Annotated in this window: 24 protein-coding genes; 17 read left to right on the top strand and 7 right to left on the bottom strand. The window is 38.7% G+C overall.

Translation table 11 applies throughout. From position 1 onward, the window contains the following. Positions 1-18 precede the first annotated feature (18 nt). Complete coding sequence (locus tag I597_RS14655) at positions 19-1,134, bottom strand: adenylate kinase (RefSeq protein ID WP_081965013.1); 1,116 nt, start codon at positions 1,132-1,134, stop codon at positions 19-21. Positions 1,135-1,272: 138 nt separating this feature from the next. Between I597_RS14655 and I597_RS06055 the strand changes: the two genes are divergently transcribed. The 3 genes from I597_RS06055 (at position 1,273) to I597_RS06045 (ending at position 5,207) form a co-directional block, all read left to right on the top strand. Beyond that, the gene (locus tag I597_RS06055) at positions 1,273-2,427 is read left to right on the top strand and encodes a 5-(carboxyamino)imidazole ribonucleotide synthase (protein WP_035327476.1); all 1,155 of its coding nucleotides are present in this window, start codon (positions 1,273-1,275) and stop codon (positions 2,425-2,427) included. Positions 2,428-2,437: 10 nt separating this feature from the next. Beyond that, positions 2,438-2,917, top strand: coding sequence for a 5-(carboxyamino)imidazole ribonucleotide mutase (purE, locus tag I597_RS06050; protein WP_035327475.1), 480 nt, complete (start codon positions 2,438-2,440; stop codon positions 2,915-2,917). A 259-nt stretch (positions 2,918-3,176) separates the two neighbouring features. Then, positions 3,177-5,207 (top strand): M3 family metallopeptidase, encoded by a 2,031-nt coding sequence (locus tag I597_RS06045; RefSeq protein WP_035327473.1) that lies wholly within the window; start codon positions 3,177-3,179, stop codon positions 5,205-5,207. A gap of 40 nt (positions 5,208-5,247) precedes the next feature. Here the strand turns inward: I597_RS06045 and I597_RS06040 are convergent, their stop codons facing one another. Next, complete coding sequence (locus tag I597_RS06040) at positions 5,248-6,468, bottom strand: glycosyltransferase (protein WP_035327472.1); 1,221 nt, start codon at positions 6,466-6,468, stop codon at positions 5,248-5,250. Positions 6,469-6,556: 88 nt separating this feature from the next. Between I597_RS06040 and I597_RS06035 the strand changes: the two genes are divergently transcribed. The 7 genes from I597_RS06035 (at position 6,557) to I597_RS06005 (ending at position 10,326) form a co-directional block, all read left to right on the top strand. Beyond that, complete coding sequence (locus I597_RS06035; protein ID WP_035327470.1) at positions 6,557-7,060, top strand: GbsR/MarR family transcriptional regulator; 504 nt, start codon at positions 6,557-6,559, stop codon at positions 7,058-7,060. A gap of 87 nt (positions 7,061-7,147) precedes the next feature. Beyond that, positions 7,148-7,585, top strand: coding sequence for a hypothetical protein (locus I597_RS06030; protein WP_035327468.1), 438 nt, complete (start codon positions 7,148-7,150; stop codon positions 7,583-7,585). A 5-nt stretch (positions 7,586-7,590) separates the two neighbouring features. Next, positions 7,591-7,971 (top strand): hypothetical protein, encoded by a 381-nt coding sequence (locus I597_RS14880; protein ID WP_152594975.1) that lies wholly within the window; start codon positions 7,591-7,593, stop codon positions 7,969-7,971. 3 nt (positions 7,972-7,974) lie between these two features. After that, a complete protein-coding gene (locus tag I597_RS06020) occupies positions 7,975-8,889 on the top strand; it encodes a TIGR01777 family oxidoreductase (RefSeq protein WP_316931564.1) in 915 nt (304 codons plus the stop codon). A gap of 5 nt (positions 8,890-8,894) precedes the next feature. Next, on the top strand, positions 8,895-9,371 hold the full coding sequence (locus I597_RS06015; protein WP_035327464.1) for an SRPBCC family protein: 477 nt from the start codon (positions 8,895-8,897) through the stop codon (positions 9,369-9,371). 70 nt (positions 9,372-9,441) lie between these two features. Further along, the gene (locus tag I597_RS06010; RefSeq protein ID WP_035327462.1) at positions 9,442-9,993 is read left to right on the top strand and encodes a sigma-70 family RNA polymerase sigma factor; all 552 of its coding nucleotides are present in this window, start codon (positions 9,442-9,444) and stop codon (positions 9,991-9,993) included. Positions 9,994-10,074: 81 nt separating this feature from the next. Then, positions 10,075-10,326: a hypothetical protein gene (locus I597_RS06005; protein WP_035327460.1), complete on the top strand. Its 252-nt coding sequence runs from the start codon at positions 10,075-10,077 to the stop codon at positions 10,324-10,326. Here I597_RS06005 and I597_RS06000 read toward each other — a convergent pair. After that, on the bottom strand, positions 10,307-11,158 hold the full coding sequence (locus tag I597_RS06000; protein ID WP_035327458.1) for a UbiA prenyltransferase family protein: 852 nt from the start codon (positions 11,156-11,158) through the stop codon (positions 10,307-10,309). The two genes, I597_RS06005 and I597_RS06000, sit on opposite strands and share 20 nt — an antisense overlap. Before the next feature lie 130 nt (positions 11,159-11,288). Here I597_RS06000 and gcvP point away from each other — a divergent pair, with 130 nt between their 5' ends. From gcvP to I597_RS05965, 7 genes are all read left to right on the top strand, one after another. Continuing rightward, positions 11,289-14,138, top strand: coding sequence for an aminomethyl-transferring glycine dehydrogenase (gene gcvP, locus I597_RS05995; protein ID WP_035327456.1), 2,850 nt, complete (start codon positions 11,289-11,291; stop codon positions 14,136-14,138). A gap of 252 nt (positions 14,139-14,390) precedes the next feature. Then, positions 14,391-15,449 (top strand): 3-oxoacyl-ACP synthase III family protein, encoded by a 1,059-nt coding sequence (locus I597_RS05990; RefSeq protein ID WP_035327455.1) that lies wholly within the window; start codon positions 14,391-14,393, stop codon positions 15,447-15,449. A gap of 55 nt (positions 15,450-15,504) precedes the next feature. Further along, positions 15,505-16,026, top strand: a complete 522-nt coding sequence (locus I597_RS05985) for a class I SAM-dependent methyltransferase (protein WP_035327454.1) — start codon at positions 15,505-15,507, stop codon at positions 16,024-16,026. Position 16,027: 1 nt separating this feature from the next. Continuing rightward, on the top strand, positions 16,028-16,879 hold the full coding sequence (locus I597_RS05980) for a glycosyltransferase family 2 protein (protein ID WP_035327453.1): 852 nt from the start codon (positions 16,028-16,030) through the stop codon (positions 16,877-16,879). Positions 16,880-16,943: 64 nt separating this feature from the next. Next, complete coding sequence (locus I597_RS05975; RefSeq protein ID WP_035327451.1) at positions 16,944-18,035, top strand: alkaline phosphatase; 1,092 nt, start codon at positions 16,944-16,946, stop codon at positions 18,033-18,035. Positions 18,036-18,109: 74 nt separating this feature from the next. Continuing rightward, positions 18,110-18,847, top strand: a complete 738-nt coding sequence (locus tag I597_RS05970) for an MlaE family ABC transporter permease (RefSeq protein ID WP_035327449.1) — start codon at positions 18,110-18,112, stop codon at positions 18,845-18,847. Then, the gene (locus tag I597_RS05965; protein WP_035327447.1) at positions 18,848-19,609 is read left to right on the top strand and encodes an ABC transporter ATP-binding protein; all 762 of its coding nucleotides are present in this window, start codon (positions 18,848-18,850) and stop codon (positions 19,607-19,609) included. A 91-nt stretch (positions 19,610-19,700) separates the two neighbouring features. On the opposite strand, the gene I597_RS05960 is transcribed toward I597_RS05965, so the two are convergent. The 4 genes from I597_RS05960 to I597_RS05945 are packed head-to-tail and all read right to left on the bottom strand — an operon-like array spanning position 19,701 to position 23,564. Next, a complete protein-coding gene (locus tag I597_RS05960; protein ID WP_035327445.1) occupies positions 19,701-21,191 on the bottom strand; it encodes a DUF389 domain-containing protein in 1,491 nt (496 codons plus the stop codon). After that, positions 21,191-22,276: a mannose-1-phosphate guanylyltransferase gene (locus tag I597_RS05955; protein ID WP_035327443.1), complete on the bottom strand. Its 1,086-nt coding sequence runs from the start codon at positions 22,274-22,276 to the stop codon at positions 21,191-21,193. Before I597_RS05955 ends, I597_RS05960 begins: the two co-directional genes overlap by 1 nt. Positions 22,277-22,283: 7 nt before the next feature. Continuing rightward, positions 22,284-22,880 carry a SprT-like domain-containing protein gene (locus tag I597_RS05950; RefSeq protein ID WP_035327441.1) on the bottom strand — a complete coding sequence of 199 codons (597 nt, stop codon included), beginning with the start codon at positions 22,878-22,880 and terminating at the stop codon, positions 22,284-22,286. Between the two features lie 3 nt (positions 22,881-22,883). Beyond that, on the bottom strand, positions 22,884-23,564 hold the full coding sequence (locus tag I597_RS05945) for an SDR family NAD(P)-dependent oxidoreductase (protein WP_035327439.1): 681 nt from the start codon (positions 23,562-23,564) through the stop codon (positions 22,884-22,886). Positions 23,565-23,579 lie beyond the last annotated feature (15 nt).

The following is a 23,579-nucleotide window of genomic DNA, read 5'->3' as shown; positions in this document are numbered from 1 at the left end:
GATTAGTTCTTCACTAATCTATAACGTGTCAATCACGTCACTTAATCTTGCAGTAATCTCTTCTATACTACCTACCCCATCTACTCCGTGGTACTTATCTTGCTTCTCGTAGTATCCTTTTAAGATTGCTGTCTCTGCATAATATACTTTTATACGATTACGTATCACATCCTCATCTGCATCATCTGCACGACCAGAAGTTTTACCACGCTCAAGTAATCGCTGTACAAGCACCTCATCATCTACCTCTAATGCAACCATACCTGCAACCTCTGTATTTTTTGAAGCTAGTAATGTTGCAAGAGCATCTGCCTGAGCTTCTGTACGTGGAAAACCGTCAAAAATAAATCCTTTTGCATCTGCATTTTTCTCTACCTCTGCACTAAGCATATCTATCGTAACAGTATCTGGCACTAACTGACCTTTGTCTATATAAGACTTTGCCAGTGTTCCAAGTTCTGTAGCGTTTTTTATGTTGTATCTAAAAACATCACCAGTACTTATATGTACTAGGTCATACTTCTCTTTTAAAACTTCGGCTTGTGTTCCTTTACCGGCACCTGGAGGGCCAAATAAAACCAGATTGGTCATATGAGTTTTTTTAAGTTTATATATTGATGTGAGGTTACGCCCTAGACCATTATAATCTAGACCAAACCCTACCACAAAATCATTAGAAATTTCCAGGCCTATATAATCTACCTTATACGGTTTCTTATAAGCTTCTGGTTTATATAAAAGTGAGGCTATACGATATGACGCCACCTCTTCTTGTTCAAGTATTTTTATAATAGTCTCTATGGTATTACCAGAGTCTACTATATCTTCTACTACGATTACATCTCGTCCTTTTAGTGATGGCTCTGCCCCCATTACGGTATGAATCTCATCGCTTTGCTGTGTTCCATCATAACTAGCCACCTTGATAAAGCTCATCTCGCACTCGTGGTCAAACTTTTTTATGAGCTCTGCACTAAATAAAAAAGCACCATTAAGCACTGTAAGAAACACTGGTCGCTTGCCTCTGTAATCTTCATTAAGACGCACAGCCACACCATTTACAGCGTGTTGCACATCTGTTTTTGAAATAGATTTTTCAAACGTTAGGTCGTGAAGTGTAATTGTATTTTTCATAAATAATAAAGGGCAAAGATAGTATTTGAAAATCAGTCCTTATAGCTATCTCGATATGAATACATAATTATGAGTTACTCTCAGACGATTTTGTATTTTTGAACCACTATTTTTCGCTTTCGCGAAAACTTATATGCTATGAAAAATTACTTCTCTTCTCAATTTAAATTAGGCATCTTAGGTGGTGGTCAACTAGGTAAAATGATGCTTTACGACACCCGCAAGTACGACATACAGACCTACGTACTAGACCCCAGTAATGAGGCTCCCAGTAAAGTTGCCTGTAACCATTTTACACAAGGTAGTCTTATGGATTATGAGACGGTACTTAACTTTGGCCGTAAGGTAGATGTGCTCACCTTTGAGATTGAGAGTGTAAATATAGATGCTCTCGAAACTTTAGAAAAAGAAGGCATAAAGGTATACCCTCAGCCTTCGGTTTTACGTAATATACAAGATAAGGGAGTTCAAAAAGATTTTTATAAAAAGCACAACATCCCGACGGCAAGTTATGAGAAGTACGCTTTCGCGAAAGCGGTAAAAGAATCTCCACAATGGCTAGACAATCTGCCATTTATTTGGAAATCTTGTACAGGAGGCTATGATGGCAAAGGGGTATCTGTAGTGCGCACCGCAAGTGATCTCGACACTTTACCAGAAGTACCTTGCATAGCCGAAAAGATGATCCCATTTAAAAATGAGCTGGCCGTAATAGTAGCTCGCAATGTATCTGGAGAGGTTAAAACCTACCCTGTGGTAGAGATGGAGTTTCATCCAGAGGCAAACCAAGTGGAGTATGTTATCTGCCCAGCTCGTATAGATGAGACCGTAGCTCAAAAAGCACGAGATATTGCAGAGAAGGTTTCTAATGCCTTTGGTCACGTGGGCTTACTTGCTGTAGAAATGTTTCAGACAGAAAATGATGAAATTCTTGTAAATGAAGTAGCTCCAAGACCACATAATAGTGGTCACTACAGTATAGAAGGAAGTTTTACAAACCAGTTTGAGCAGCATCTCAGAGCCATTTTAGATCTACCGCTAGGCAATACAGATAGTAAAGTTGCTTCTGTAATGGTAAATCTAGTAGGAGATGAAGGCTATACTGGCCCAGTAAAATATGAAAACATAGAGCATATAATGGGTATGGACGGGGTAACCCCTCATATTTATGGTAAAAAGGAGACGCGCCCTTTTAGAAAAATGGGTCACGTAACTATTGTAGATCACAATATAGAAAAAGCAAGAACTGTAGCCGAAAAGGTAAAAGGAAGCATAAAAGTAATCGCACAATAAATCAAACACGATGAAAGTAGGAATCATAATGGGAAGCACGAGTGACCTCCCAGTAATGCAAGAAGCTATAGACTTCTTAAAAGAGATGGATATCGATATAGAGGTAGACATCGTAAGTGCACACCGCACACCAGATAAACTTTTTGATTATAGTAAAAATGCACATACGCGTGGCATAAATGTAATTATAGCTGGTGCTGGTGGCGCTGCTCACCTCCCAGGTATGGTTGCTTCTTTATCACCATTACCAGTGATAGGCGTACCAGTTAAGTCTCGCAACTCTATAGATGGATGGGACTCTGTGCTCTCTATATTACAAATGCCAGGAGGAGTACCTGTCGCAACAGTGGCACTAGATGGCGCAAAAAATGCTGGAATACTTGCAGCACAAATTCTAGGCGCAAGAGATACCGAACTACAAGATAAAATGCTTGCCTATAAAGAAGGCCTCAAGCAAAAAGTTATAGAAGGCGCAAAAAGCATAAAATAAAAAAAGACCGCTCTTACGAGCGGTCTTTATCAATGCAGTTGTGGGGGATTGATACTGTATTTATTAACCATTCTAAATATTAATCAAACCTTTTTAATATCTACATCGATTGGGGGAAATCAATTTCATATTTTCTCAAATATATATCTATTTCAAATAGAGGCTGCTAACATATAAAAATTATTGCATATATCGATAAAACGCATATTTTTTTCGATAAAACACTCATTTATAACGAATTCTAATTTTCAAAGCACATATGTCACTTACATCTAATCCACTTTTACAAGACTTTAATGAAGCTCCATTTAATACTATTAAGGACGAGCACTTTAAGCCAGCCTTTATAGAAGCGATACAAATAAATCGTAATGAGATAGATGCTATTACAAATAACACTGAGGCACCTACCTTTCAAAATACGATTGCTTCTCTTGACTATTCTGGACAACAACTAGATCGTATTTCTAGTGTATTTTTTAACCTTAATAGCGCAGAGACCTCTGAGGCTATTCAAAAAATAGCACAAGAAGTATCGCCACTTCTTACCGCTTTTAGCAATGATGTTACTCTCAACGAGACACTGTTTGAGCGTATTAAAAGTATATACGCCCAGAAAGATGATTTGGATCTTTCTGTAGAAGAAAAAACGTTGCTAGAAAAAAAATATAAAAGTTTTGCTCGTAATGGAGCAAACCTACCTGAAGATAAAAAATCACGCTTACGCGAAATTGATACAGCTCTCGCAAAATTAAAACTCAGTTTTGGCGAAAATATCTTGGCAGAAACAAACAGCTACGAGCTTCACCTCACAAATGAAGAAGATCTTGCTGGAGTCCCTGCAAGTGCAAAAGAAGCCTTTGCAGCAGAAGCAGCTTCTAGAAATAAAGAAGGCTGGGTAGTAACACTTGACTACCCTAGCTACATTCCCTTTATGAAATATGCAGATTATCGTGAGCTACGTAAAGAGCTTTCTCTTGCCTTTGGCAGTAAAGCCTTTAAAGGTAATGAGTACGATAATCAAAAAAACGTCATTGAGATTGTAAACCTACGTCACGAGCGTGCACAGCTACTAGGTTATGACACGCACGCCCATTTTGTACTTGAAGAACGTATGGCACAAACGCCAGCTAAGGTTAAAGATTTTCTAAACGAACTCTTAGAAAAAGCAAAACCTGCAGCAGAGAGAGAGTTTGCACAATTAGAAAATTTTGCAAAAGCACAAGATGGTATAGACACACTTCAAAAATGGGATGGTGCTTATTATTCTGAAAAACTAAAGAAAGAACTCTTTAACCTTGATGACGAGCAACTCAAACCTTACTTTAAATTAGAAAATGTAATAAATGGTGTGTTTGAAGTAGCAACACGTCTCTTTGGGCTGCAGTTTGAGCAGGTAACAGATGTAGATGTATATCACAAGGATGTAAAAACCTATAGAGTTACAGATGTAGATGGTAATTATATCTCTCTTTTTTATGCAGATTTTCACCCAAGAAAAGGAAAACGTGGTGGCGCCTGGATGACCTCTTTTAAAGGTCAAAAAATTGAGAATGGAGTAAATGAGCGACCACACATATCTAACGTCTGCAACTTCACTCCATCTACACCTAGCAAGCCATCCCTACTTACTTTTAATGAAGTTACCACCCTTTTTCACGAGTTTGGTCACGGGTTACACGGTATGCTAGCAAACACTACCTACCCTAGCCTATCTGGAACTTCTGTATACTGGGACTTTGTAGAGTTACCTAGCCAAGTGCTAGAAAACTGGTGTTATGAAAAAGAAGCTCTAGAGCTCTTTGCAACACATTATGAAACTGGTGAAGTAATACCTATGGAGCTTGTTCAAAAAATAAAAGACGCAGCAACATTTCAAGAAGGAATGCAAACATTGAGACAACTTAGCTTTGGGTTACTAGATATGTCGTGGCACGGGCAAGACCCAAGCAATATAACAGATGTAAAAGCTTTTGAAAAAGAAGCCTTTGGCAACACTGCCTTGTATCCAGACACTCCAGAGACCTGTATGAGTACAGCCTTTGCTCACATTTTTCAAGGAGGTTACTCATCTGGATATTATAGTTACAAATGGGCAGAAGTACTAGATGCAGATGCTTTTGAATATTTTAAAGAACAAGGGATATTTAATAAAGAAGTGGCAACTAAATTTAAGGACCACGTACTCTCAAAAGGAGGAACTGAGGACCCTATGACACTCTATAAACGTTTTAGAGGTCAAGAACCTAAACCAGAAGCACTACTCAAAAGAGCAGGACTTATAGATTAATATATTAAGTCGATTAAAATTAAAAAGGAGTAAGCGTGGCTTACTCCTTTTTGTTTTTTTCTGCTATCCATTTTGACATAAAAAGTGTGCTACGCATTGTGTGATGTTGTAACATCTGGCCTGTAAAGTTTGCAGCACGATGCATAATCAAATTATCTATCAGGTGCTGTAATGTATCTGTAAGCAGGCTGGCATAAGTATCTTTTTGAAAATTGGTATTAATCATCCTTACGCCATTTTCTTGAGCTTTTTGCCATTTTAACTCGTTACCATACAGGGAGACTGCAGCTTTGACAAATGCATCATAATCATCATTTACACTGCCTGACCAGTCTAGGTTTTGCCCCATTCCCTCTGCACCTATCTCTGTTGTTACAGATGGGGTACCACATTGCATCGCATCTATAAATTTACCTTTAAGACCAGCCCCATACCTAAGCGGCGCTAGTAAAACTCTGGCATTTCTTATCACCTGGTGAGCACTCTCTGCTCTTCCTTTTACCAAAAATCCTTCTTTGGGATTATGCAGCTGTAATGCCTTCTCTGGCATATAAGCACCGTAGATGTGCATCTCGGCTTGTGGTAACTGCTTACGTATGTTTGGCCAGATGTGTTTCTTAAGTTCAAGAGTCGCATCCCAGTTAGGCAGGTGTATAAAATTACCTATTGCCACAAAATGCTTACGCTCATTATAAGGAACAAAGTCACTAGTGATTTTAGGCACTAAAAAGGGGATATAAAAGAGTAAAGATGCTGGTACGTTAAAAGTAGTTTTAAGCAATTCCATCTCTACTGTTGAGATCATCAAGGTGAGATCACATCTGTAAATGGAGGCTATCTCCCTTTTTGCGATGTCAGAAATTAAGTCCTTGTGTTCGAAAACTCGCTCTTCTTTTACGGCTTGCGCTCTTGCTTTTCTTAGGCTGTGCAGATCTTCGGTGTCTAGTATTTTTAATGCATCTGGACACGCTTGGTCTATTCGCCAACCAAATTGCTCCTCTGCCATAAATCTATCAAAGAGTACGATGGTGGGGTTGTACGCTTTCGCGAAAGCGTTAAAAGAATCATCGTTAAGCTGTATCGTTGCGGTCTCAATCCCAAAATCGCTAAGCGAGATTGCATTTTGTGAAGCTCCCGCTGTACTTGCATAGGTAACATTCCACCCTTTTTCTTTAAAAATAGTAAGCAGCTGTAACATCCTACTTCCTGCTGCCGAAGAAGTGGGCTCTACCCAAACTGTTGAGATCACAAGTACATTCATAATCCAAAAATAGGGATAACAAAACTGACAGAGAAAATTTAACTTTCATTTATTATTGAAATTAAAATAACATTCTTATATTTGACGTATGGAATTTGAACAAGCAAAAAATAAGTTTATACAAACTTGGGGAGCGCTAGGTACGCAATGGGGTATTAATAAGACAATGGCTCAAATACACGCCTTACTTATGGTGTCTCCAGAGGCGCTAAGTATGGAAGATATTATGGGTGAACTTTATATCTCTAGAGGAAATGCGAGTATGAACCTGCGAGCACTCATAGACTGGGGAATTATCTTTAAAGAATATAAAACCGGTGAACGTCGAGAGTATTTTGTAGCCGAAAGTAACATAGATGAGCTTGCCAGAAAAATAGCCAAAGAAAGAAGCAAGAGAGAGATAAAACCTACGCTACGTGTCTTGCAAGAAGTAAGTAGTATAGAAGAAACAGGCTCTACAGAGGCTGCCCACTTCAAGACCAAAACGGCAGAGCTTTATGAGTTTGTATCTAGAGCAGATAGTATGCTAGAAAAAATTACAGATTATAAAGAAAGCTGGATTACAAAAACAATTATGAAGTTAATGAAGTAACAATTGTTTACCACAACATTTAAGGGGCACTGTAAAAGTGCTTTTTATTTCACTTAAAGTTTCAATAATTTCTGAAATATAAATATTATGAACATCCCCATTCCAAATTCGTTAATTATTATAGGCGGTATAGGCCAGATTTTTACAGCATTGATATATCCATATATCCGCCATCGCGTTTTTGACTGGTATACTGATGTAAAAAAATTAAAACCACTCAATCAAGAAATTGCAAAAACTTATGGCAGATATATACAGGGTTTAAACTTCTCCTTTGGACTTATAGCGATACTTCTCACTAATGAATTACAAAACCAAAGCAAACTAGCAATAGCTCTCACAGGGTTAATCGCAGCCTATTGGGTAGGTAAAGTAGCTACACAGATTGCATACTACCCTATGTATGATATCCCTAAAGATAAAATTTTCAAAATAGGAGGCTATTGTATGAATATACTTTTTGTGCTCTTTGCTGTAGTCTTTACAATTCTATTTATTAATAATGTCTCATCTCTTTTAAACTGATAATTATGAAAACAATATACCTACTCAACAAGATCTTAGTGAGCATTAACGCTTTTCTATTTCTCCTGTACTACATAGGTCTCCTTTTCCTGCCCATAACTGGAGCCATACAAGTATGTTGCTTTGTGTACCTTTTATTTCGCTGGTCTGACGTAGCGCCCCATCTCAAGAAGTACTTTATAATATATGGAGTTGTAACGGTCTTGAGCCTTTCGCTTCTTTTATGTTTAAAGTATTTCTCATCACTAGACTTCTTGTTTTGGCTTCCTATTATACTAGGCATTGCTCTAAGCATCTACTTTTTAATACTCACCTACAAGCAGAGTGAGTATACACTTACCTCGCAAGAAAAAGACATATCATTCGTATCAAATAAAACAATTTAGGCAATGATGAAAAAATTAATAATCGCTGGCGGTAGTGGCTTTTTAGGCAGTGTGCTTATTAACCACTTTCAAAATCAATTTGAGGAAATAGTTTTGCTTTCGCGAAAGCAAAAAACACCTTATCACAATGTTCGTACAGTACTGTGGGATGCAAAAAATGTAGCAGGATGGAAAAACGAATTTGAAGATACAGATGTAGTCATAAATATGGCTGGTAGATCTGTAGACTGTCGTTATCACAAAAAGAACAGAGACGCAATTTTAAACTCACGAGTAGACACGACAACCATTATAGGTAAGGCTATCTCTCAGTGCAGCAATCCGCCACAGGTGTGGCTTAACTCATCTACAGCTACTGTATACAGACACTCGCTAGAGACACCTATGACAGAGGTAAATGGTGAGGTAGGCACTGGCTTTTCTGTAGAAGTTGCAAAGGTGTGGGAGCAAGCTTTTTTTGACAGCAATACTCCACTTACTCGCAAAGTTGCGCTACGCACTTCTATCGTTTTAGGAAAAGATGGAGGAGCACTACAACCTATCAAAAAAATAACTCGGTTAGGTCTAGGTGGCAAACAAGGCGATGGTAAACAAAAATTCAGCTGGATACATCAAGATGACTTTGTGCGTAGCGTAGACTTTTTAATTAAAAACGATACTTTACAAGGGCCATTTAATATAGTTTCCCCTATGGTCACAACAAATAATGACCTTATGAGGTATATCAGATCTGTTTTAAAAGTTCCTTTTGGTCTACCCGCGTCAAAGCCACTTTTAGAGATAGGGGCTTTTATCATTAGAACAGAAACCGAGTTACTTCTTAAAAGCAGGTATGTGATACCAGAACGGTTAATAAAAGCAGGATTTACGTTTACACACCCAGAATTAAAGAAAGCACTATATAACTTACTAGCTTAATAACTATGAGCATCATACACCTTGAAACGATAATTAATGCTCCGCTAGCTGCTGTTTTTAAACTCTCGCTCAACATAGATTTTCATATGCAGTCTATGGATCAATCACAAGAAAAGGCGATAGCTGGTGTAACTTCTGGTTACATTAAAAAGGGTGAAACGGTTACCTGGCGAGGAAAACATTTTGGACTCTGGTTAACGCACACGAGTCTTATTACCGAGTACAAACCATATACAAGCTTTGTAGATGAAATGACTAATGGTAGGTTTAAGTCTTTCCACCACAAGCACATTTTTACAGACCAGAATGGCGGTACCAAAATGCAGGACATCATTACTTATAAAACTCCATATGGTCTTGCTGGAGACTTTTTTGATAAAACAGTCCTCTATAATTATTTAACCCGTCTCATAAAAAAAAGGAACGCGCATCTCAAATACACACTAGAAAATGGTGGAGATTCCGCTTTCGCGAAAGCGTAAAAAAGCACAGCAATAAGAAAAACTTTATATTTGGCTGTTATTTAAATCCCACAAATGCGACCTTTATTATATGGCAACTAATCAAATTGACCCCACAAAGTGGGTAGATCAATATTCTGACTACCTCTTTAACTATACGATTGCCCGTGTAAATGATCGCGAAGTGGCACAAGATCTTATTTCCGAAACATTTCTTGCGGGATTAAAATCTATGAAGAATTTTAAGGGTGAGGCGACAGAGCGCACCTGGCTCATCTCTATCTTAAAACGTAAAATTATAGATCATTACCGTAAGAGCAACTCTAAAAAAGGTAAGGCAGAAGTACGTATAAATTATAAGGATGAAGAAAGTGAAGGCGACTGGCTAGAAGAACGCGTTGCAGATCCCTTTGATAAAACTGCTGAGGATAGCATACAAAACGTAGAGCTAGGCGAGGCAATTTTTAATTGCTTAAGTAAACTGCCAGAAAAACAAGCCCGCATTTTTAAGATGAAAACTATAGATGACTTTGATACTGAAGCCATTTGTAATGAATTTGATATTACTCCGTCTAACTTTTGGGTGATTATACACAGAGCCCGAACGGCTATGGCAAGTTGTATGGAAAAAGACTGGCTATAACCCCAAGCTGAATTAAAAAATCGTAATCAATATGATTACTTAGTTAAAAAGAAACCCTGTCAAGGGTCTAAATTTTAAGAAATGAAATTAAAAACAGAATGTCACGAGGCTAACCACATTTGCGACAAGAACCAGTATAAAGAAGCTACTTTTTGGGAAAAAGTACGACTCAACATACACCTTATTTACTGCCGTGCTTGTAGACAATACTCTATGAGAAATTCTAAACTCACTAAGGCTGTAAATAATCCTACTGTGCAAACGGTAAGTACCTCTGAAAAAGAGGCAATGAAACAACGCCTTCAAGAACAGCTTAATAGCTCAAATAGTTAATCACAAGTACAAGCCACAGCCATAACAATGGTATTCCTTCTACCCAAAAGGAAGAAAAGTACATTGTAGCCGCAGAACGTTTTTGTGATAGGTAAATACAAATACTAGTTACCATCATAATAAATAGCTGACTTAAAAAGGTATCAAGATTAAATTCATCTTTAAAGAATTCTAATACACAGTATAATAAAAGCCAGGTCACTCCAATGATTTTGGCTTTTTTTACACCCACTATTTGAGGCAAAGTTTTGAGAGCTGGATTATCAAAAACCATATCTCGTATCTCAAAAGGGATCATAAGCGCTAGCACAAATAATATGCGCTGTATAAAAATCACACCTACATCCCAACTAGCGATTCCATCTTGTAAGACCGGCAAGATTACGGTAACCCCACTCCACACAACACCTATTATAAAAATCTTGAGACCAGCTACACTACGCAAATTACCTTTTACGAGTGCAGCTGTGTTTCTTGGTATAAAAAAAGGGATAGCATACAACAGTGTCACGAGACCTAAAATGCCACAAGCCACCCATACTTCTAGTGACATAAACAAGGAAGTTACCAGCATACCTACACCACATATAACCGAATATATCTGGATTGTTTTTAAGGATTGTGCCAGACTACGATGATGTAAACCAGCTATTTCGGCATATTTAACAAAATTATATCCCGTCACTGTGCTAAAAAACAAAAAACTTAGCACCGTAAAATTAACGTTTATGTCTAATGATAAATAGGTAATCCACCCTAGTGCTACAATAGATAAACTCACGTGAGTGCTACTATTTATATAAAAATCAAAAAGACGTTTTATGCTCTGCATTAGACAAAAGTACTACAACTGTTAATAAGCCACCTATATGGTTGAAAACATTAGTACTCGCATTGTGAATTATGTACTAAAAATCGGTTTCATTGCATTATTTTTGTGCATCCTTAAATAAATCAATACGATGAATACAGATTCGTTTGCATTACGCCACATAGGCCCACGTAGAAGTGATCTCCCAGAGATGCTTAAAACCGTAGGAGTTGAGACTATGGAACAACTCATTTTTGAGACCATTCCAGATAACATCAGACTCGACAATCCATTATTATTAGATCCAGCCATAAGTGAGCACGAGTTTGCTGCTCACATTACTGCACTTTCTAACAAAAACAAAGTATACAGATCATTTATAGGTCTAGGGTATAATCAAGCAATTACACCTGCAGTCATACAGCGTAATATTTTAGAAAATCCAGGATGGTATACGGCATATACACCGTACCAAGCAGAGATTGCACAAGGAAGACTTGAAGCTTTGCTCAACTACCAGACTATGATTACAGACCTTACTGGTATGGAGCTTGCAAATGCTTCCCTGCTTGATGAGGCAACAGCCGCTGCAGAGGCTATGGCACTCTTATTTTCTGTACGTAGTCGTGCACAAAAGAAGGAAGGTGTACACAAGTTTTTTGTGTCTGAAGAGATATTACCACAAACGCTGTCATTACTACAAACACGCTCTACTCCTATAGGAATAGAACTTGTAGTAGGTAAGCACGAAGACTTTGACTTTTCTAGCGAATACTTTGGGGCTATTTTACAATACCCAGGAGTATCTGGAAAAGTATATGATTATGCTGCCTTTGTAGAAAAAGCAAATGCCGCCGAAATTAAAGTAGCCGTTGCTGCAGATATATTAAGTCTTGTAAAACTACGTGCTCCAGGAGAGTTTGGAGTAGATGTAGTAGTAGGTACAACACAGCGTTTTGGTATCCCTCTAGGTTATGGTGGACCTCACGCAGCATATTTTGCAACTAAGGAAGCTTACAAAAGAAGCATCCCAGGGCGTATCATCGGTGTGACAAAAGACACAGATGGTAAGCGTGCCCTACGTATGGCTCTTCAAACACGTGAGCAACACATCAAACGTGATAAAGCAACTTCAAACATATGTACTGCACAAGTATTACTTGCAGTTATGGCAGGTATGTATGGTGTATATCACGGTCCAGAAGGATTAAAAAATATAGCAAATAAAGTACACAATACTGCGGCAACTGTAGCAGATGCGCTTGAAAAATTAGGCTTATATCAAGTAAACGAGAGTTACTTTGATACTATCCAGATTAAGGCAGATGCTGCAAAGGTAGCTGCAGTTGCACAAGAGATGGAGATTAACTTCCACTATCCAGATGCAGAGACAGTGGCCATATCTATACACGAGGCAACAACACTTCAAGATGTAAATGATATTATTTCCGCTTTCGCGAAAGCGTACTCAAAAGAAACAATCACAGTAACAGAAATCGCCGAAGGAAATGCGATACCTGAAGCAGTAGCACGTGAGACATCATTTTTAACGCTTCCAGTTTTTAACACATACCACTCTGAAACAGAGTTAATGCGTTACATCAAAAAACTTGAGCGTAAAGATTTATCATTAAATCACTCAATGATCTCTTTAGGATCTTGTACGATGAAGCTTAACGCTGCTTCTGAAATGCTACCACTTTCTGATCCGCAGTGGGGGAATATGCACCCATTTGCACCACTAGATCAAGCAGAAGGGTACCAGACAATGCTTAAAAAACTAGAAGATCAACTTACCGAAATCACTGGTTTTGCAGGTACGTCTTTACAACCTAACTCTGGTGCACAAGGTGAGTATGCCGGCCTTATGGTTATAAGAGCATACCACGAGTCTCGTGGAGACAGCCATAGAAACATTTGCCTCATTCCATCTTCTGCACACGGAACAAATCCTGCAAGTGCAGTAATGGCAGGTATGAAAGTAGTGGTAACTAAAGCGCTAGAAAATGGAAACATTGATGTAGATGACTTACGTGAGAAGGCTGAGAAGCACAAGGACAATCTTGCCGCACTTATGATTACATATCCATCTACACACGGTGTGTATGAGAGCGCTGTAAAAGAAATCACGCAACTCATACACGATAACGGTGGCCAGGTTTATATGGATGGTGCAAATATGAATGCACAAGTTGCCCTTACTAACCCAGGGGCGATAGGTGCAGATGTGTGTCACCTTAACCTACATAAAACCTTTGCTATTCCTCACGGAGGCGGTGGCCCAGGTGTAGGACCTATATGTGTTGCAAAGCAACTAGTTCCATTTTTACCATCTAACCCTGTTATTATAACCGGAGGAGATAAAGCTATTACAGCAATAAGTGCTGCTCCTTGGGGGTCTGCTCTAGCTTGCTTAATATCTTATGCATATATCACTATGCTAGGTGAGCCAGGACTGCGTCACTCTACTGAGTATGCAATCCTTAATGCAAACTATATTAAAGAAAGACTAGATGGCGCTTACCAGTGTCTTTATGTAGGAGAACGCGGTCGCGCAGCTCACGAGATGATTATAGACTGCCGCCCGTTTAAAGCAAAAGGTATCGAAGTGACAGACATTGCAAAACGACTTATGGATTATGGTTTTCACGCACCTACAGTATCCTTCCCAGTTGCAGGAACTATTATGATAGAGCCTACAGAAAGTGAAAGCAGAGAAGAGCTAGATCGTTTTTGTGATGCTATGTTATCAATAAGAAAAGAGATAGAAACAGCTACGGCAGATGAGCCTAATCATATTATGAAAAATGCTCCTCACACCCTAGCAATGCTCACGGCAGATACTTGGGACTTTACATACAGTAGAGAGCAAGCAGCATACCCGCTAAGCTACGTTGCCGAAAATAAATTCTGGCCTACCGTACGCCGTGTAGATGATGCATATGGTGACCGTAATTTAATATGTACGTGTGCGCCTATAGAAGAATATATGGAAGCATAACACTTCTATCTAATCTATTAATGAAATGGTCTAAAGCGTATGCTTTAGACCATTTATATTATAAGGAAAAGTATAAAACATTATTTAAAATTAACAATATATCAATGATAGTGTAAGTGCGTATCATAACTCGCTGTAAATGGCGTTTAATAGGTTAAAAATTATAGATTTCACAAAAGAGGTCAGATTAACAAAGCCTCACCGCTATCCCGATACATTTTAGTAACTTTACCAGATTACAAAACACCCTATATGGCAATTAAAATTACAGGTTTAGGCAGTTTTATACCTGACGTGATTCAAAAAAACGACCAGTTTAAAGATCATACATTTTTGAATATGGACGGCTCTGCAATAACCTCAGAAAATGGAGTTATTATAGAAAAATTTAAGGCCATCACAGGAATTGAAGAAAGACGCTATGCTCCTAGTGAGATGAAGTCTTCAGATATGGGCTCAAAAGCAGCAGAGAAAGCTATTAAAGACGCTGGTATTGATCGAGAAACACTAGACTATATCATCTGTGCTCATAATTATGGTGATGTACAAAAAGGTTCAAACTTTAGTGATATTGTACCTAGTCTTGCATCGCGTATAAAACACAACTTACGTATACAAAACCCTAAATGTGTGGCTTATGATATCCTCTTTGGATGTCCAGGTTGGATAGAGGGAGTTATACAAGCCCAGGCTTTTATTAAAGCCGGTATGGCAAAAAAATGTCTCGTTATAGGTACTGAGATGCTCTCTCGTGTTGTAGATGATAACGACCGCGATAGTATGATATACAGTGATGGTGCAGGTGCAACTGTTATAGAAGAAGATGACAGCGACACAGGTATACTTGCTTTTGAAACGGCAACATTTACCTATGATGAAGCTTATTTCCTCTTTAATGGCTCTTCATATAACACAGAAGCAAACCAAGACACAAAATACATCAAGATGTACGGTCGTAAGATCTACAACTTTGCCCTTACACAAGTTCCTCAGGCTATGAAGTCTTGTTTAGAAAAAAGCGGATGTAGCATTGACGAGGTAAAGAAAATATTTATCCATCAGGCAAATGAGAAAATGGACGAAGCTATCGTGAGTCGTTTTTACAAACTGCACGATTTAGAAATGCCAGAGCACATTATGCCTATGAGTATAAATAAACTAGGTAACAGCTCAGTTGCTACAGTACCTACCGTTTTTGACCTTGTACGTCAAGGCGCGCTAGAAAATCACGAGATTAACAAAGGTGATGTTGTTATTTTTGCAAGTGTAGGTGCAGGGATGAATATCAATGCGATGATTTATCGTTACTAGACAATCTTTACTTTTGTAAAGAAGTTATCAAGCCTAACCATTTAATCAATTATTCTTGTACGAAAACACGTTTCCAAACAAGCGCTATAAGCACACACTACATTTTTTAAAAGATGTGGTAAGCACAGACCAGAGCATACTTGACTTGGGCGTGCGTAATCCCTTTGTAACATATATGGAGCGTGAAGGTTACAACGTACAAAACACAACTGGCGAAGACTTAGATCTAGACACCACAGCTGTAAAAAATGCAGATGCAGAGGTCGTTACGGCTTTTGAGATTTTTGAACACCTACTCTCTCCTTTTACCGTATTGCAAGACATAAAAGCAAATAAGATAGTGGCGAGCGTGCCTCTCAAATTATGGTTTACTCCAGCCTATAGATCTAAAACAGATATGTGGGACAGACATTATCACGAGTTTGAAGACTGGCAGTTTGACTGGTTATTTGAAAAGGCTGGATGGGAGATACAAAAGCGTGAAAAGTTTACTAATCCCGTAAAAAAGCTAGGCTTCCGCCCATTGCTACGTCTCTTTACGCCTCGATATTATTTGATTTACGCCACTCGCAAGTAAGATGGATTTTTATATTGTCATCCCTTGTCACAATGAGTCTGCTTTTATTGGTGAGACGCTTGCATCTTTGGTAGCGCAAACACATCTTCCTAAAAAAGTGGTAGTCGTAAATGACCAAAGCACAGATAATAGTGCAGAGATTGTTTCCGCTTTCGCGAAAGCGCACTCATACATACACCTACTCAACATCACAAGTAGCGACAAGCATCTACCAGGAAGTAAAGTCATAAACGCTTTTTACAAAGGTTTTGAAAGCCTAGACGACGAGTATGATGTGATTTGTAAGTATGATGCAGATCTCATTTTCCCGCACGACTACTTAGAAAAGGTAAATAATGCTTTTACAGAAAACAACGCTATTGGAATGGCAGGCGGTTTCTGTTACATTGAAAAAGACGGAAACTGGGAGCTAGAAAACCTCACTAATAAAGATCACATAAGAGGTGCACTCAAGGGCTACCGCAAAGCTTGTTTTAAAGATATAGGCGGTATAAAGAAAGCTATGGGATGGGATACCATAGATGAGCTACTTGCAAAATATCATAAATGGGAGATTCACACAGATGACACCCTGCACGTAAAACATCTTAAACCTACCGGAAATACATACAATAAAAGTGCACAATACAAACAAGGAGAAGCGTTTTATGGTATGCGCTACGGGCTTATACTAACACTTATAGCTTCTAGTAAACTCGCCAAAAGAAAAGGTAATATAAAATTGCTCAAAGACTATCTAAGTGGCTATCTTAAAGCAAAAGCTGCAAAAAAAGCATACCTCGTGACTCCACAGGAGGGTTATTTTATAAGAACTACCCGCTGGGCTGGCATAAGAAAAAAGCTAGGGCTCTAATTCTTAACTTTTTCTTTAAAACAGTACCGTAGACATTAACTACTTTTACAAAAATTGACTTAAAATGAAGTTTACCTCTTTTACACAATATCTTTCTCTTTGCCTTATTGGGCTTACTATTTCTTGTACCTCTGTAAAGACCACAGCACAAAACAAAAAACCAAAAAATGTTATCCTTATGATAGCAGACGGAACTGGTTTAAGTCAGATCTCTTCAAGTCAGTTTTACAACTCACAGCCGTCTAACTATGATAGATTTAAACACATAGGGCTTATTAAAACTTCATCTGCCAGTGACCTTATAACAGACTCTGCAGCTGGAGCAACTGCATTTTCGGCAGGAGTAAAAACATACAATGGAGCTATAGGTGTAAACACAGATACGATAGCTATACCCACTATACTTGAAGACCTGGAGAAAAGAAACTTTGCAACTGGTGTTATAGCAACCTCAACCATTACCCACGCGACGCCTGCCAGTTTTTATGCGCACCAGAAATATAGAAAAATGGAACTTGAGATTGCTCAAGACCTCGTTACCTCTGGTGTAGACTTTTTTGCCGGCGGAGGCCGTAAGTTTTTTGAAAACAGAGAGGATGGCAACAATCTTGTTGCTGCACTAGAAGGTTCTGGATATGAGATGTACTTAGACCGTCTTGACCCTACACTTAAGATGAAAGCCTCAAAAAAATACGGCTTTTTACTAGCAGACTCTGGGATGCCTAAAGTACTAGAAGGCAGAGGTTCTTTTCTCTATGACGCTACAAAACTGGGAATAAAAAGACTCTCAAAAAACAAAGAAGGTTTTTTCTTAATGGTAGAAGGTTCTCAAGTAGATTGGGGTGGTCATAATAACGATGGAGAATACCTAGTGAGCGAACTCATAGATTTTGATACTGTAATAGGTCAAGTACTTGACTATGCTGCAAAAGACGGAAATACCCTTGTAGTTGTAACTGCAGATCACGAGACAGGAGGCTTTACCCTCGCGTCTGATGAGGGAGACTATAATAAAATAAACCCATCATTTTCAACCGGAGGTCACAGTGCCACTATGGTGCCCGTTTTTGCATACGGGCCAGGTGCTGCAGAGTTTATGGGCATTTATGAAAATACCGCAATTTACAGTAAGATCAAAGCTCTTATAAAAGAGTAAGTATTCATAAAGGTATCTTAAATACTATTTTAACATACTGATAAATCCCTACTTTAGCTTTCTAAATAACTTCAATGTCATACCTGCACTCTATAGGAGCGTACTTTATAATGATCAAAGACACCTTTGTAAAACCTACTAAAGGTAGAGTGTTAAGTGATCTTATTTTTAAAGAAATAGACGACCTTATTATAGGTTCTCTAGGTATTGTAGCATTTATATCTTTCTTTGTGGGAGGTGTAGTTGCTATACAGACAGCGCTTAACCTCAATAACCCTCTTATTCCAAAGTCGCTTATTGGGTTTGCAGCAAGGCAGTCTGTAATACTAGAATTTGCACCTACATTTATTTCTATCATTATGGCAGGTAAAGTAGGCTCTTTTATTACCTCTAGTATAGGTACTATGCGTGTAACAGAGCAAATAGATGCCCTAGAGGTTATGGGTATCAACTCTCTTAACTACCTCATATTTCCTAAAATCATTGCAATGCTTGTATATCCATTTGTGATTGCAATAGCAATGTTCTTAGGTATTATAGGCGCATATACCGCTGCGGTTTACGGAGGCTTCACCTCAAATGACGCCTTTTTAGCTGGGTTACAAGAAGACTTTATACCATTCCAATTATTTTATGCCTTTTTCAAGACATTCCTTTTTGCCTTTTTACTAGCAACCATACCCTCATATCACGGATATTTTATGAGAGGTGGAGCGCTAGAGGTAGGTAAGGCCAGTACGACATCCTTTGTATGGACGAGTGTTGCCATCATACTTGTAAACTTTATAGTAACTCAATTATTATTAAGCTAGATGATAGAGGTAAAAAACATACGCAAAGGTTTTGGAGATGTTGAGGTACTTAAAGGCTTCTCAACTACATTTAAACCAGGACAAACTAACCTAATCATTGGTCAGTCTGGATCTGGAAAAACGGTTTTCTTAAAAACAATGCTAGGTCTTCACAAGCCAGATAGCGGCCAGATTATATATAATGGCAATGCATACTCAGATCTTAATGAAGAGCAGCAACGTGACCTGAGAGAGCAAATAGGGATGGTTTTTCAAGGGAGTGCCCTCTTCGACTCTATGACGGTAGAAGAGAACATCGCTTTCCCGCTCAAGATGTTTACCAAAATGAAAAAAAAGGAACGCATCGCCAGAGCAAATGAAGTGATACAGCGTGTAAATCTCGAAAATGCAAACCATAAACTTCCCTCAGAAATTTCTGGAGGAATGCAAAAACGTGTTGCCATAGCCCGCGCTATTGTAAACAATCCTAAATATCTTTTTTGTGATGAGCCCAACTCTGGTCTTGATCCTAATACGGCAACGGTAATTGATAATCTCATACGTGAGATTACTATAGAATATGATATTACCACAATCATAAACACCCACGATATGAACTCTGTAATGGAGATAGGTGATCACATTGTGTATTTACAAAAAGGGCATCTCGCTTGGGAAGGAACGCGTCACGAGATCTTTAAAACAGATAATAAGGATGTGACAAACTTTGTCTACTCTTCTAACCTGTTTAAAATGGTGAGAGAAGCTCAAAACGCAAAGTAGAAAGGTTTTAATAGCGCTTTCGCGAAAGCGTAATCAAACTACTAATAGCACATAACCCATTTCAGTAATGAAGAAGAGCAACACTTTCCGTTTACTTTCTTACCTCAACATTACCACTTACCACCACAGTATCTAGCGTAAAACGCTCTTTAATCCAGAGACCCATTTTTTGCTCTTGTCTTGATCTTACCGCTTGAGATAAACTATCTGCCCACATCACACGCACGACGGTGAGTGTATCTATAGCGCCACTAAAGTCTGTAGTAATCTCAGTCGCATACCCAAAACGTTTGAGCCCATCATAATTAATCTTAGCCTCATTACGCATAGATGCAAATGGCAAGGCAGTGCTTCTAAGTTGTGTCACCTCATTTTCTAGCAATCTTATTTGCTCATCTTTTGAGCTCATTGCTTCTTGATTTTTCACATATAGATCTTCTAAGATTCCAGAACGCACCTCTGTACTCAATCTAGCGGCTAGCTCACCGCTTTGATCTGCTCCTTGGTGTACTACGAGGGTACAGTTCTCACAGTCCTCTGTTTTTTTAAATTCATCTTCCCACCTATCTATTATATTTTGAGGTACCAGACTCCCTATAAGGTAGACATCTATTCGTTTTTTCTCGGCGTCATCAGTTTCTTTTACAATCTCTGCACCTTCGTACTTAATTGTATTCGTCACAAAAGCTTTTGCTTTTGTGATAAAAATTTGCTGATTGAGCAGTCTTAAGAAAGTCCATACACTAGGCACTAAAACAAGTACCGCTATAAGCGTAGCCATACGCGTGGTGCGCTTTCTTCTTTTTTGATTTGCATATTTTACAAGCGGAAATTTGAGAAGCTTTGATACTGTAAATGTAGCTAGCGCTATAAATACAGCATTTATAGAAAATAAATACATCGCCCCAAGCGCCCAGTAGAGCCCCTCACTGTTACCTATAATAGATTGTGACAATCCATACCCTACAGTACATAAAGGCGGCATAAGTGCCGTTGCAATGGCTACACCAAAAATCACACTGGCAATGGTACCAGACTTAGTCTTTGCCACTATAAGTGCAAGACCACCAAAGATGGCTATAAATACATCAAGTATAGTAGGCCAGGTACGAGCCATAAGCTCTGGAGTTTCTTCCTTTACTGGTGATAAACTAAAATATAACGTTGCCGTGAGCACACTAAGTACAATCATAACGGCAAGGTTTACAAACGAGCGCTTCATCATAAGCGCATCGTTTATAGCAATAGAAAGTCCTACACCTACAATAGGTCCCATAAGCGGGCTTATAAGCATCGCTCCTATCACTACTGCCGTACTACTCACGTTAAGACCTATACTCGCTACAAAAATGGAGAATATAAGAATCCACGCATTGTGCCCCTTAAAAGGGATATCCTTACGTATCGCCTCTACCGTAGTAGAGCGATCTGTGTCTTCTCGTATATCAAGAAGATCGTTTAAAAATTGCTTTATAGACTCCCAGACACTCTGCGCCTCATCGCGCATATCTTCTTTAGGATTTATATCTAACTCGCTAGGCTTTGGGTCAGGATTTGCCCCTATATTATCTTTATTTTCCACTATCCTAAATTATTACCAAATTTTGATTGTACCTCATTACGAATCTCCTTGATGTCTTGCTCCTTACTTTTTGGCACAATAACGAGAACATCTTCTTTTTCGACGATAATGTAGTCTTTAAGTCCGTCTACAACTACCACTTTATCACTTGCTGTTCTAATGATATTACCAGAAGTGTTTGTTGCAATCACGCGAGCATTTACTACAGCATCTTCACCAGAATCGCCTTGCATTTTATCATATAGTGATCCCCAAGTACCTAAGTCATTCCAGTCAAAAGTAGCTGGAACGACTTTTACATTTTGATGTTTTTCCATCACGCCAAAATCTATACTTATATTTTCTGCCTTAGGATACTCTTCATCTATAAAAGCTTGCTCCTCTGGTAGGTTATAAACAGCATTCCCTTTATTAAAAAGGGCATACATCTCTGGCAAAAATTCTTTAAAGCTATTTACTACGGTTTCTACACTCCAGATAAACATTCCGGCATTCCAGAGGTATTCTCCACTGGCTACAAATTCTTTGGCAGTAGGGTAATCTGGTTTTTCTGTAAAACGTTTTACCGCTTTCGCGAAAGCGTTATCACTCTTATCATAATTTATATATCCATACCCCGTATTAGGAAATGTGGGTTGTATCCCTAAGGTCACAATAGCTTCTTCCTTCTGTGCCGCATCAAAGGCTTTTTGTAAATCACTTACAAAGGCGTCTTCATCTTCAATCCAGGCATCGCTAGGTGCAACTATCATCACTGCATCTGGGTTTTCCTTTTCTACCTTAAGTGCCGAAAGTAAAATACAAGGAGCCGTGTTGCGCATTGCAGACTCTAGCACAATATTTTTTTGTGCGATTTGTGGTAATTGCTCTTTTACGAGATCGTTATAATCTACATTAGTAAGCACAAGTATTTGCTCTTCTGGAACGAGCTTTGAAAGACGCTTAAACGTTTTTTGTAATAAAGTTTCTCCCGTACCTAGCATATCGTGAAACTGCTTTGGGAAAGCTTGTGTACTTACAGGCCAAAACCTAGAACCTACACCTCCTGCCATAAGAAGGGCATAATAGTTTTTATTGTCTTTCATACTTGTGTTATTTTAAATGCTCTACCTCCGCGTTGGGTTGAAAAAGATACACTTTTCCGGTTGCAACTTCCACACACTCATACCTTTTAACTCTTTTGCTTCCTTTCTGAAAAATTTTTCCATTTTGGATTCTAAAGGTGCTCCCTGTAGGGATTTCAAATATATAATTTTTATCAGACGGTGGGTCGTACATTTTTAAAGCTACAGAAAGATGTGCGTCTGTATCGCTACTTGCCTTTGGGTTTTTAAAATGTCTTGCCAGATAAGGCAATAAATCTTGAGGAAATATCTCAGGCCGTATAAAAGGTAACATAAGGTGCTGGAAGGTATGCTTCCACTCCTTTCCGTGGGGTTTTATACGCCTACCGTATTTTTTAAACGCAACGAGATGTGCTATCTCGTGTACTAGCGTGACGAGAAACCTGTATTTATTAAGACTTACATTAACGGTAATCTGGTGTTGCCCGTCTGGTAATATTCTATAATCTCCGTGCCTGGTGAGTCGCTCATTTACAATTTTAAGATACACTCCGTGTTCTTTTATAAGCTCTAAAACAGGTGGTGCTGCCCGCTCCGGAATGTATTTTTTTAAGGTTTCAACCATACATTAAGGTGTACTTGCAGACACTTGCAGTGTTTTACCATTATAAAAAGCATTACCCTTACGAGAGAAGTCATAAAGATAATCTGCCATTTGCACTGCACTAAGTGGTGCCTCATAACCCGGAAATGCTTCTTCTAGCATCTCTGTTTGTACAGCCCCTAGAGCTAGCACATTAAAAGCGATACCGCTTTCTTTATACTCTTCTGCCAGAAGTTCGTTCCAGGTGATAACTGCTCCTTTACTTGAGCTGTAAGCCGCCAGACCCGGAAATTTCATACTCCCTTGTATTCCTCCCATACTTGATACAGTCACCACGTGGCTTCCTTTGCTCATATAAGGCAGCACTACACGAGTCATCTCTGCTACACCAAAAACATTGACACGATACACCTGTTCAAAATCTGCAATGGTAGTCTCTGCAAATGGTTTGTTTAATAATGCACCTGCATTATTAATTAAGATATCGACACCTTCCCAGTCGCTCTCTATAAAGTCTACAACTTTTTGAAAATCATCTTGATTTGTAATGTCAAAAGGAAATGCGGTAAGGTTTTGTAGATTAAGATCTGCACAACTTTTATGCTTTCGCGAAAGCGCAAGTACCTGATGCCCCTCCTTTGCAAATTGCTTTGCAAGCTCAAAACCTATCCCTCTACTTGTTCCAGTAATAATAACTCTTTTCATAACCTGTCTTATCTA

The sequence above is a fragment of the Dokdonia donghaensis DSW-1 genome, assembly GCF_001653755.1.
Lineage (GTDB): Bacteria > Bacteroidota > Bacteroidia > Flavobacteriales > Flavobacteriaceae > Dokdonia > Dokdonia donghaensis.
This window is presented reverse-complemented; position numbering and strand designations above follow the sequence as displayed.